Raw genomic sequence first — 14,045 nt, forward strand, 5'->3', positions numbered from 1 at the left:
TTATGTCTTACAACTTACTTAAAGGAAAGCGCGGAATAATCTTCGGTGCGTTAGATGAAAATTCGATAGCTTGGAAAACAGCTCAATTAGCTCATGAAGAAGGAGCAACTTTTGTTTTGACTAATGCTCCTGTCGCAATGCGTATGGGGCAAATAAATAAATTGGCAGAACAAACAGGAAGTCAGATTATCCCAGCTGATGCAACAAATTTAGAAGATTTAGAGAAATTGATAACTGAGTCGGTTGAGATTTTAGGAGGTAAATTAGATTTTGTTCTTCACTCAATAGGTATGAGTGTTAATGTAAGAAAAGGAAATCATTATACAGATCAGAACTACAATTACACGGAAAAGGGATGGGATGTAAGTGCCTTATCATTTCATAAAGTATTACAAACATTGCATAAAAATGATGCAATGAATGAATGGGGTAGTATTGTTGCACTTACCTATATGGCTGCTCAACGTACATTCCCAGATTACAACGATATGGCAGATAATAAAGCATATTTAGAGTCAATTGCTAGAAGTTTTGGATATTTCTTTGGTAAAGAAAAGAAGGTACGAGTAAACACGATTTCACAATCACCTACACCAACTACAGCTGGTAGTGGAGTTAAAGGTTTTGAAGGATTCTTGAGCTATGCTGAAAAAATGAGCCCTTTGGGTAATGCTACTGCTCAAGATTGTGCGGAATATACGGTGACTTTATTTTCTGATTATACTAAGAAAGTAACCATGCAAAATTTATTTCACGATGGTGGCTTCTCAAATACTGGTGTAAGCCAAGAAGTGATTGAGAAATTTTAACAAAACAATATCTTATTATAAGAGCCTCGCAGTAGCGAGGCTTTTTTTTTGAATATTGAGGAGGTTTTTAATAAAAAGTTAAAAAAGATAACATGTTAGATAATTGTTAAGTGAAAGTTAAATAGTATCTTGTGCAGACAAATTAAAATCAAACTTAACATGAAAACAAAATTACTTGTTCTAGTAGCTTTTCTATTTAGTATAGTCAGCTACAGCCAGTGTGATTATGTTCTAGAACTTACCGATAATCTAGGTAATGATTGGGTGTCTGGGGCGAATCTTACGGCTAACACGGGTGTGGATGTCACCGTTGCAGGTGTAACAACCACATTCCAAATCCAAACCGGTAATGCTGGAACTCCAGTAACCGAAACGTATAACATTACTGTAAATACAGGAGACGCGGTAAACGTGGACTATCGTCCTACAAGTTTTCCAGGAGACGGTACGTTTAGATTATTAGATTCTGAAGGTATTGTTCTTTATGATGCTGGATTTAACAATCCGGGAGGAACGGCGTTATATGCGGCTGCTGCGAGTTGTCCAACTTGTCCCGTAGTAACTGCACTTGTAGTTAACAATGCAGCTGCCGATTCGATAGAATTAGGCTGGACAAATGGAGGTTCAGAATCAGAATGGGAAATAGAATTCGGAGTGAGTCCATATACTGTAGGATCTGGAGGTACGGTAGTTTCTGCAACTTCAAATCCTTTTACGGTTCCTGGATTAACTTCAGAAACAACTTACGATTTTTATGTAAGAGCAGTTTGTACACCTGGTACAGACATAAGTAACAGTCAAGGACCTATACAAGGTACTACGACTGAATCTTGTCCTGCTCCTGGGGCTTTTGCACCTATTACTGAAAGTGCGTTTGAAATACAATTTACTTGGGACGCAAGGGGTAATAGTAATCCTACATTTAATGTTAATTATGCTCCAACAGGAACAATTACAACTCCAGGTACTGGACAAGGTCAACAAGAACAGCAATTCACTGCACCACTTGCGATTGTTAGTGGGTTAATGTCAGATACTGAATATGAATTTTGGGTTCAAATTGATTGTGGAAATGGAGATTTAAGTAGTTGGTCTGGACCTTATGTGGCTACAACAGCGATATCTTGTCCTGTAGTAACAGGCCTTACAACTAGTAACATACAAACTACAAGTGCTGATATTTCATGGACTGCTGGTGGAGTAGAGACGGAATGGGAAGTTGAATGGGCTGTGGCCGGAGTTATAACTAATCCAGGTACAGGACAAGGAACAACCGTTTCTCCTAATCCTACCACACCATCAACCTCACTGTCAGGATTGACTGATGCAACTGTCTATGAAGTTTATGTACGTGGTATTTGTGATCCTAATTTACCTGATTTCAGTAGTTGGGAATTAGTGTCTTTTACCACATTATGTTTGCCGTTTTCTTCTCCTTTAACAGTTGATTTCGAAACAGGTTTTACGCCTACAACAAATACATTTCCATCAGCTGGAGATGCATTTACTAATGAAAATTGTTGGGAAGCTAGTTCTTCGGCAAATTTTGTTTGGGTTTTAGCTCCAGGTACTTTAACAGCATCAGGAGGAACAGGTCCAGCCCCATCAGTTACTACAGGTAACTATTTTTATACAGAAGCTTCGAGTGGAACAGCAGGTGATACTACTACATTAGTTTCACCTCAGGTTGACCTTTCTGGACTTACAGCCCCAGCGGTTTCTTTTGACTATCACATGTTCGGTGGTGATATAGGTACACTTGACGTAATCGTAAGAACAGGAGGAACAGATACTAATATTTTCTCAATATCAGGTGAACAACAAACTTCAGATACTGATCCATTTGAATCATTAATATTACCATTAGCGGCTTATGCAGGTCAAACTGTTCAAGTAGTGTTTGAAGCAACATCAGCTGGAACATTTGAAGGTGATATTGCAATTGACAACGTAGGTTTTGTTGAAGCACCTTCTTGTCCGAGACCACTTAGTTTAGTTGTAAATAGCGCAACTTCTGACTCTGTTGAATTAGCATGGACAAATGGTGGAACAGAAACTGAATGGGAAATAGAATATACTGCACCAGGTGCAGGTCAAGGATCAGGTACTGTAGTAACAGCTACCACAAATCCATTTACTGTATCTGGATTAACAGATAATACAGGTTACGAATTTTATATAAGAGCAGCTTGTTCAACTACTGACTTCAGTACATGGACAGGACCTATAGGTGTGCAAACATTATGTTTGCCATTTACAGCCCCAGCTGTTATTGATTTTGAGACAGGTTTTACACCTACAACAAATACATTCCCTGGCACAGCTGATGCTTTTACCTCTGAAAACTGTTGGGAGGCAAGCTCATCGGGATCATTTGTTTGGGTTTTAGCACCTGGTACATTAACAGCTTCAGGAGGAACTGGACCAGCTCCTTCAATTACAACAGGTAATTATTTTTATACAGAAGGTTCTAACGGTTCAGCTGGAGATACTACAGAATTAGTTTCTCCTATTTATGATCTATCTGCATTAACAGTTCCTGCTGTTTCATTTGATTACCATATGTTTGGAGGTGATATAGGAACGCTTGAATTATTTATTAGAGCAGGTGGAACAGATACAAGTGTGTTCTCAATTTCTGGAGAACAACAACAAGCTGATACGGATCCTTTCCAAAACTTCCTTGTTTCATTAAATGCGTTTGCTGGTCAAAGTGTTCAACTGGTTTTTGTTGGAACTTCTGCTGGTACTTTTGAAGGAGACATTGCTATAGATAATATAGAGCTATTAGAAGCTCCAGCTTGTCCAACTCCTTTTAATTTTGCAACAGTAACCAATTCATCTGATTCGATTGAATTCTCATGGACAGCTGGTGGTTCTGAAACAGAATGGGAAATTGAATACACAGCGCCTGGAGCTGGGCAAGGATCTGGAACAGTTGTTACGGCTACTACAAATCCATTTACAGTTACTGGTCTTACTGACAATACAGAGTATGATTTTTACTTAAGAGCTATTTGTTCAACAACAGATCAAAGTAGTTGGACTGCTAATGCAGTATTAGCAAGAACAGCTTGTAATGCTTTTAGTATTCCATTTACTGAATCATTTAATTCTACAAGCAGTACTCAAGATTGTTGGACTGTATTAGACATAAATGGTGATGGTGATCAATGGCAGTTTGATGATACATTTGCACCTAGTGAAGGAGATGAATCTGCTTCCATGAACACTGATTTTAACGGAGGTGTTGATGATGATTATCTGATTTCTCCAGCAATTACATTGACTGGAAATGAGAGAGTGAGATATGATTATAGAGTTCGTAGTGCCAATGAACCTAATGATATGGAGGTTCTTATCTCTACAACTGGTACAAATGCTGCAGATTTTACAACGCAACTTCTTCCAGTGACTCAATATAGCAACACAACGTACATGACAGAAACTATTGATTTGTCTGCTTATTCAGGTGATGTTTATGTTGCTTTCAGAATACCACCAAATGGTACTGATGGTTGGGTTATGTACATAGATAACGTAAGATTTGAAACCATACCTAGTTGTAACGAGCCTATAGCAATTAATACATCAAACATAACAACTGATGCTGTTGATATAGATTTTACAGAACAAGGCACTGCTACTTCTTGGGAAGTTGAATACGGACCAGCAGGGTTTGTATTAGGGACAGGAACATTAATAACGGTTACTACGAATCCTTTTACATTAACTGGATTAATTGATAATACAGAATATGATGTATATATCAGATCAGCTTGTCCATCTGGTGGATTTAGCCCTTGGTCGGTGTCAACATCATTTAGAACTTCGTGTAATGCATTTAGTGTGCCATTTAACGAAACCTTTGATAGCAATAGTGCTACTCAAGGATGTTGGACAGTTCTAGATGAAAATGGAGATGGAGATCAATGGGATCTAGATTACTCTTTCAACACTTTCCAAGGTGATGAGGTAGCTGCAATGAATACAGACTTTAATGGTGGTGTAGATGATGATTACTTGATATCACCTGCAATTACACTTACTGGTGGCCAGCGTTTGATTTATCAGTATAGAGTGCAAAGTGCTAACGAACCTAATGATATGGAAGTACTTTTATCTACAACTGGTAATGCCGCAGCAGATTTTACTAACACTATTGTGCCTGTGAATTTGTATTCTAATACAACTTACCAAGAACAGGTAGTTGATTTATCATCTTTTACTGGTGATGTTTACATAGCTTGGAGAGTACCACCTAACGGAACTGATGGTTGGAGAATGTATATCGACGATGTCGTAATCGAAGATATTCCTTCGTGTCCAGAAGTATCTGCAATTACTATTGGAAATATTACAGCTACTGGAGCAGAGGTTAGTTGGACAAATGGTGGTTCTGAAACTGAATGGGATATTGAGGTAGTACCAGCTGGTACAACTCCGACAGGAACACCAACTGATGCTGGTGTTACAACTAATCCTTACACATTATCTATGTTAACTTCAGGTACAGATTATGATGTCTATGTACGTGCTGTATGTTCAGTTGGAAACACAAGTCCTTATGAAGGTCCAGTTACCTTTACTACAAGTGCTGTTTGTGGTGACACGGTTTACGATACGGGTGGAGCTACTGGAGATTACTCAAATGGAGAAAACTATACAATTACTTATGTACCAGATGTTGCCACTAATATCGTTGAGTTAGACTTTACATTGGTAGATCTAGAGAATTGTTGTGATACTCTTACTATTTATGACGGATTAGATACAAGTGCTCCTGTGCTAGAAGCTGATTTAGAAAATCCAGCAGTTTTCCAAGGACTTAATACGGATGGTGCGATTACAATAGAGTTCACATCAGACGGTAGTGTAACTGCTGCTGGTTGGGAAGCAAATTATAACTGTATACCTAGACCATCTTGTGTGAACGTATCTAACATCGTATTAGACAGTTCTACAGCCTCAAGTCTTACAGTAAGCTGGACTGATAATAATATACCAGTTTCTACTGCATGGGAAGTAGTTGTGTTACCTCAAGGTAGCGCTGCACCGGTTGCTGGTACAAGTAATGCGACTTCAATACCTTATACAGAATCAGGATTAAGCGCTGATACAGAATACGACGTTTATGTAAGAGCAGACTGTGATACAAACTTTATTGGTCCTGTAACCTTTAGAACAGACTGTTCTCCGGTAACAAGTTATCCTTATGTAGCAGATATGTCTCAAAATGCTCCTAATAATTGTTGGGATGAAGCAGGTTCAGGTGATATAACTAGTGGTCCATCTAATTTTGGTGCTTCTGATTGGAGAGATGGTAGAGCGTATACCGACATCAACGGAAACGTGATCAACTCTAATGCGATGAATTTATATCAATCTGTGGATCAAGAATGGTTAATTTCTGAAGATTTTGATTTATCAGGTACTTCAAATGATGAATTAGTGATAGAAGTGGCTGTTACCAACTGGACTTTTTCTGGAACTTCTACAGCTGCTGATACAGATACGATGGGATCTGACGATCAAGTAGATCTTATGGTTTCGACAGATAATGGTGCGACATGGAGTTCAATCTTTACTTGGACATTGGCTAATCAGCCAGCTGTTACAGGTACTAGAGAAACGATAGACATAAGTGCCTACACAGGTATTACAAGGTTTGCAATATATGCAACAGACGGTGCTGTGGATGATACTGAAGATTATGACTTCCATGTAGGTGTTTTTGAAATAGATGCATCTGCAAGTGTTGACAACACTCAGGAATTAGGATTTACTTATTATCCTAACCCAACGGTGGACATAGTTAACATATCAGCAGTAAATACTATTGATAGCATAGTAGTAACAAATCTAAGTGGTCAGCAAGTAGTAAGTTACAAGCCAGCATCTCAAAACGCTGTGGTGGATCTTTCTACTTATTCAACAGGAATGTACTTGCTTCAAGTTTCAAGCAACGGAGCTACAAAAACTGTACGTGTGATTAAAGAATAGATTTAATTTAATTCAATTAGAAGGCCGCCTTGTGCGGCCTTTTTTTATGCTTTCGCGAAAGCGTAATTATCAGTAAAAATTAAAAATCGATTAGCTTACTAGATAAAGAACATTTTGTCGGTTGAATATTGATTACATCGAATATGTTAAGATACTGTTATCATGTGTTTGGAGAATTCACTATTTTGAACAGATAATTTAACAAAATTTAACCCATGAGAAAAATTTACTTATTACTAAGTGCTCTCTTGATTACATTCGCCGTCTCGGCTCAATGTAATTATACCTTAGAACTTACCGATAACCTCGGTAACGACTGGGTTTCAGGAGGTAACCTTACGGCAAATACTGGTGTTGATGTCACCGTAGCCGGAACAACCACCACTTATGCTATTCAAACTGGTAGTGCAAATCCACCAGCTGTTGAAACTTACAGCATAACAGTTAATGACGGAGATGCGTTGGTTATTGATTATCGACCAACACAATTTCCTGGAGATGGAACATTTAGATTATTGGATTCTGAAGGAATATTAGTCTATGATGCAGGATTTAACAATTCTGGAGGAATGGCTATTTTTAGTGGAAATGCCACTTGTCCAACTTGTCCAGCTGTAAGTAACATAACGGCAGGAAATGTTGTCGCTGATTCGGCAGAGATAGCTTGGACTGCTGGAGGAAGTGAAACGTCTTGGATAATAGAATATGGTATTAGTCCCTATACTTGTGGTTCAGGTGGAACTCAGGTTACTGTAAATTCTAATCCAGCAACGCTTTCAGGTTTAAGTTCTGTTACGTCATATGATGTTTATGTAATTGCTGATTGTGGTAATGGAGATTTCAGTGCTTGTCAAGGTCCTGTAACGTTTACAACAACAGAGTCTTGTCCATCTGCTTCAAACTTTGCTCCTGTAACAAATACTTCTAATAGTATCTCATTTGTATGGGATTCAAATGGTAACCCAAATCCAGTAGTTAATATTGAGTATGCTTTACAAGGAGTGATAACTACACCAGGAACTGGTCAAGGAACTGTTGTTCAGCAATTTACTGCTCCTTTTGCAGATGTTACTGGATTGGCTTCTGACACGTGCTACGACTTCTTTGTGCAAATTGATTGTGGAGCTGGTGATTTAAGTTTATGGTCTGGACCATATCAAGCTTGTACTTTAATAAGTTGTTTTCCGGTTTCCAGTTTAGAATCTGTTTTTGTAGGTCCAGATTCTGCTGATATTTCATGGTCTGCAGGACAAACTGGGTCAACAGAATGGGAAATTAATTATGCTCCTGTAGGAACGATTACCACTCCATTTGATTCACCTGCTCAAGGTACCGTGGTAACATCAAATAGTGCAAACTACTCAATTACTTCTTTAACTCCGGATACTGAGTATGATGTTTATGTAAGAGAGGTTTGTGATCCTAATTTACCAGATTACAGTACAGCAGAACAAATAACAGTTTTTACTCAATGTCTTCCATTGACTGCTACAACTGCCATGCCTTATGTGGAAGATTTTGAATCTTTTACTGGTACAACAAATTTTTCAAGAGAAAACTGCTGGTCAGCAGAATTTGTTTCAACCAATACATTCAGTCAATATGAATGGGCTGTTACCACTTCAGGTACAACACCTTCAACGGGAACAGGACCTGATGCTGCTAACAGCGGTACTAACTATATGTTTACTGAAACTTTAGGTTCAGATGGAGATACTGCAACATTATTTTCTCCAATTATTAATGTAGATGGTTTAACTGAACCATCTGTTCAATTTGCTTATTTCTTATATGGAGCAAATATGGGAAGCTTAAGTGTTGATGTTTGGGATGGAAGTGCTTGGCAAACAGGATTATTTGCGACTTCTGGACAAATTCAAACTTCAGGATCTGATCCATGGGAAAATGCGATCATTAACTTAGCTGGTTATACAGGAGATATTCAAGTAAGATTTGTATCTACCAGAGCAGGATTTACAACTGGAGATATGGCAATTGATGACTTCAGTATAGAGGAAGCTCCTGCTTGTGCACCAGTTGCTTTATTAGGCACAGGTGTATTAAATGCAAATGATGCTGAAGTTCTTTGGACTAGTCAAGGTTCAGAAACATCATGGATAATTGAATATGGTCCAACTGGTTTTACACCAGGTACAGCTTCAACAGATCCTAATGTATTTGAAGTTACTGCAGGTACAAATCCATTCACTTTAACAAGTCTTATGCCTAATACAGCCTATGATTTCTATGTAGTTGCAGACTGTGGTTCTGGTACATTAAGTACACAAACCGGTCCAGCAACCTTTAGAACGGCGTTTTTACCACCTCAAGGAGTTACATGTCCTAGTGGTGACAATGTATTTGTTTTTCAAGAAGAATTTGAAAACAATGATAATGGTTGGACGGGCGACATAGGAGTAGGAACTACTACTGCTGGTTTATGGAATTTTAATAGAGCGATTTCACCAACTTCTACAGGCACTGGTCCTGACGCTCCTTTTAGTGGAGGCGGATTTGCGTATTTAGAAACTAGTGGAACATTCACAGTTGCCGAAATAGTTTCGCCAGCAATTGATCTGAGTTTTGCAACTGACGGTGCTGAACTATCTTTTTATTATTTTGCTTACGGTGCTGAAGTGGATACGTTTGAAGTAAATGTTTCTAACTCACCTACAGGTCCTTGGACTAATGTATTTACTGCGCAAGGTCAATTACAAACTGCTGGATCTGATCCGTGGGCGCCAGTAGGTGTTAATCTTGATGCATACCTAGGACAAACAATTTATTTACAAATTACAGGTCAAGAAGCTCCTGGTAGCACTGGATTTGCAGCTGATATAGCTATAGATTTAATGAGAATTGAAACTTGTGGAGCCTTTTGTTCTCCACCTAATCAAATAGCATTATCAAATATTACAGATACAACTGTAGATATTGACTTTAATGATACCAATGCTACAGCTGCTTCTAATTTTGAATATATTGTAGTACCAGCTGGAAGTACACCACCTGATGCAACTACTAGTGGTACAGCAACTTCAACAACAACAGGAAATACTGCAACAGGTCTTACGGCATTTACCGATTATGACGTTTACGTAAGAACAGATTGTTCTGGGGCTGCTGGATTCTCTTCTTGGTCAGGTCCAGTAAGTTTTCAAACAACTTGTGCAGCGTTTGCAGCTCCTTATTTTGAAGGATTTGAAGCTTTTACAGTATCAACCTCTTTTGTAGAAGAAAACTGTTGGAGCACTCCTCAAACAACTGGATATACTTGGGATGTGAGTACTGGTGGTACAGGCTCTACGAATACTGGTCCATTAGCAGCTTACAATGGAAATAATTATTTCTTTACTGAAGCTTCTTCTGGAACGACTGGAGCGGTTGCAGAGTTAGATTCTCCTTTGATTGACTTATCTGCACTTACTACGCCTACCTTGACATTTGCTTACCATATGTGGGGACCGGACTTTGATAATCTTGCAATCGATATTAATGATGGTTCTGCTTGGATATTAGATGTGTTCACACTTACTGGACAACAACAGACTAATCAGGCTGACCCATGGCAGATTGCACAAGTAGATTTATCTGCATACGCGAATATGACTATTCAAATTAGATTTAGAGGAACGAGAGGAACTTCGTTTGGTGGAGATATATCTATCGATGACGTAACTGTTGATGAATTACCTACTTGTCCTAACGTATCTGACTTGAACGCTGACTCAATTACTTCTACTGAAGCTAATTTGTTCTGGAATGAAAATGATACGGCTACTTCATGGGAATATGAATATGATGTAACTGGATTTACTCAAGGATCAAGTGCTACAGGAGTACAAACTACAAGTACCAATACAGGTGAATTAATTAGTGGTCTGACTCCAGACACAACCTATGATTATTATGTTAGATCTGCATGTCCTAATGGTGGATTTAGTAACTGGGTAGGTCCATTCTCATTTACCACTAGGTGTGCTCCGTTAACAGCTCCATATGCTAACGATTTTGAGTCTGACCCAATAGATGGTTTAAATAATTGTGAGTCAAATTTAATTGTAGGTAGTGGAACAACAGCTGCACTAGTTGAAGTTGAAGACTTCATTGCAAATTCTGGTTCGCAACATATTTACATGTATAGCGGTAGTCCAGCAGCTACTGAAATCTTCTGGATTTCTCCAGAATTCTCTGACTTAAGCAATGACAAACGAGTTAAATTCCAAGCTTATGATCGTGATACAGGAGGAATTGAAGTTGGAGTTATGACTGACCCTACTGATTCTTCTACCTTTACAAGTGTTCAAACTTTTGCCAATGCTGATTTACCGGATGATCAATATGAATTGATAACCGTAAACTTTACTAGTATTACAACAACTGGTGGATTTGTAGCTATTAAATTCAATCCGTTTGGAGCATTTGACGCGATGTATATTGACGATTTTGTATACGAAGTACAGCCTAGTTGTTTAGAACCAGCTAATTTATCAACGGTTGCTGTTGCAGACACTACTGCAGACCTTGATTGGGATGCAGGAGCAACAGAGACAGAGTGGGACGTAGTTGTAGGTCCAGTAGGTTTTGACCCATTAGACCCAGCCACTTATGCAATTCCATTAGTTAACGTACTGACAAATAGCAATGTTCAGGTTACAGGATTAACACCTGAAACCGATTATGAATTCTACGTGCTAGCTAGATGTGGAGCTGGAGATGAAAGTGTTTTCACAGGTCCTGAACCATTTACAACAACTTGTGCAGCTTTTACAGCTCCTTATTTCAACGGATTTGAAAATATGGCAACAAGCACATCTTTTGTAGAAGATGATTGTTGGACAGCTTCATCTGATAGCGCATACGATTGGAATGTTGATGGTAGTGGTTCTACACCTTCTACAGGAACAGGACCTCTTAATGCAAATACAGGATCAAATTATTTCTATACTGAAGCATCAAGTGGTGCAGTAGGAGATACTGCAACCTTAGTTACTCCGTTGATTGATTTATCAGGATTAACGACGCCATCGGTAGAGTTCTTTTACCACATGTTCGGTGGTGAAATAGGTACACTAGACCTTGAAATTTATGATGGTACTTCTTGGACAAATATCTTTACTGTTGGTCCAGGTCAACAGCAAACTGCTCAGGCTGATCCGTGGTTACCACAATTAGTTGATCTAACTGCTTACGCTGGTCAAACGGTTCAATTTAGATTCATAGCTACTTCAAATGGTACTTTTGAAGGTGATATATCTATTGATGATTTTAAAGTAGATGAATTACCTGCATGTCCAAATCCATCTGTTCTTACTGTGGCAAGTGTTACTGACGCAAGTGCAGATTTAAGTTGGACTGAGAACGGCTCATCTACATCTTGGATTGTTGAGTATGGTCCTTGTGGATTTACACCTGGAACAGCTTCTACCGATCCTAACGTGTTTGAAGTAACAGCTACAACTAATTCTAATTTTGCAATTACAGGTTTAACAAGTGAAACTTGTTATGAATTCTATGTTACTGCAGATTGTGGTGGAGGAACTTTAAGTAACGCAACTGGTCCTGGAACATTTACCACGGCTTGTTCGGCATTTGTAGCTCCATATTCAGAAGGTTTTGAGTCTTTTACAGTTACCACTTCATTTGTTGAAGAAAATTGTTGGAGTACTCCTCAAACATCAGGATATACTTGGGATGTTAGTACAGGTGGTACTGGATCAACTAATACAGGTCCTACAGCTGCAGCGACAGGATCTAATTATTTCTTTACTGAAGCATCTTCAGGAAGTGCAGGTTCAGAAGCAGAATTAGTGTCCCCATTAATTGACATGACTGCATTAACTAATCCAGCATTAAGTTTTGCATATCACATGTGGGGTCCAGATTTTGATACCTTACATGTTGATGTGAATGATGGTTCAGGTTGGGATCTAGATGTGTTCACTCTTGTTGGACAACAACAGGTAAATCAAACAGACGCTTGGCAAACTGCTATAGTTCCACTAGGAGCATACAACGGTGCTACGATTTCTGTTAGATTTAGAGGTACACGTGGTGCTTCTTTTGGTGGAGATATAGCTATAGATGATGTAGCAGTAGAGGATTTCAACGGCTGTTTGACTCCTTCTAACATTACTGTTGCTAATATTACAGCAACAACTGCAGATGTATCTTGGACAGCAGGTGGATCTGAAACTGCATGGGAATATGTTGTAGTTACAGCTGGTTCTGGTGCTCCTACAGGTGCAGGAACATCTACAACAACAACTACCGTGACTGAAAGCGGTCTTACTGCTTCTACAAGTTATGAAGTTTATGTGCGTGCAGATTGTGGAATGGGTAACTTTAGTACATGGGTAGGCCCAATTACCTTCAGTACTGCATGTTTACCGGTTACATCATATCCTTATGCGGCAGATATGTCTCAAAATGCACCTAATACTTGTTGGGATGAAGCAGGATCTGGTGATATAGCTTCTGGTCCTTCAGGATTAGGAACTTCTGACTGGAGAGATTCAAGAGCCTATACAGATATTAATGGTACAGTGGTTAATTCAAATGCACTTAACTTATTCCAAAATGTAGATCAGGAATGGCTAATCTCAGAGGATTTTGATTTATCAGGAACTTCTAATGATGAACTTACGATTGAAGTGGCCGTTACTGATTGGACCACTTCGGGTATCTCTGATGCTACAGATACTGATACAATGGGGTCTGATGATCAGGTTGATTTATTAGTTTCTACTGATAATGGTGTGACTTGGACTTCTCTATTTACATGGACAGTGGCAAATCAGCCTGCTGTAACAGGTACTAGAGAGATAATTGATATTAGCGCTTACAGTGGAATTACAAGATTTGCAATTTATGCAACTGATGGTGCAGTTGATGATTTTGAAGATTACGATTTCCACGTAGGAGTATTTGAAATTGACGCTGCAGCTAGCGTTGATAATACTCAGGAATTAGGATTTACTTATTATCCTAACCCAACTGTAGATGTGGTAAATATTAACGCTGTTAATACCATAGATTCTGTGACTGTAACGAATCTAAGTGGTCAACGTGTTGTTAGTCTTAAACCAGCGTCTCAAAATGCGGTAATTGATCTTTCGACTTATTCTACAGGAATGTATTTAATTCAGGTTACTAGTAACGGTGCAACTAAAACTGTACGAGTAATCAAAGAATAACTTCATTTCTTTATACTTAAAAGGCCGCCTCGTGCGG

3 protein-coding genes are annotated in these 14,045 nt (G+C 38.7%); all 3 read left to right on the forward strand.

From position 1 onward, the window contains the following. Nucleotides 1–2: 2 nt before the first annotated feature. The 3 genes from AAT17_RS11820 to AAT17_RS11830 all read left to right on the forward strand — a co-directional run bounded on the left by AAT17_RS11820 (nucleotide 3) and on the right by AAT17_RS11830 (nucleotide 14,008). On the forward strand, nucleotides 3–809 hold the full coding sequence (locus AAT17_RS11820) for an enoyl-ACP reductase (RefSeq protein WP_042280378.1): 807 nt from the start codon (nucleotides 3–5) through the stop codon (nucleotides 807–809). Nucleotides 810–968: 159 nt separating this feature from the next. Then, a complete protein-coding gene (locus tag AAT17_RS11825; RefSeq protein WP_060524596.1) occupies nucleotides 969–6,812 on the forward strand; it encodes a choice-of-anchor J domain-containing protein in 5,844 nt (1,947 codons plus the stop codon). A gap of 215 nt (nucleotides 6,813–7,027) precedes the next feature. Then, the gene (locus AAT17_RS11830) at nucleotides 7,028–14,008 is read left to right on the forward strand and encodes a fibronectin type III domain-containing protein (protein WP_060524598.1); all 6,981 of its coding nucleotides are present in this window, start codon (nucleotides 7,028–7,030) and stop codon (nucleotides 14,006–14,008) included. Nucleotides 14,009–14,045 lie beyond the last annotated feature (37 nt).

Source organism: Nonlabens sp. MIC269 (assembly GCF_001430865.1).
Classification (GTDB): domain Bacteria; phylum Bacteroidota; class Bacteroidia; order Flavobacteriales; family Flavobacteriaceae; genus Nonlabens; species Nonlabens tegetincola.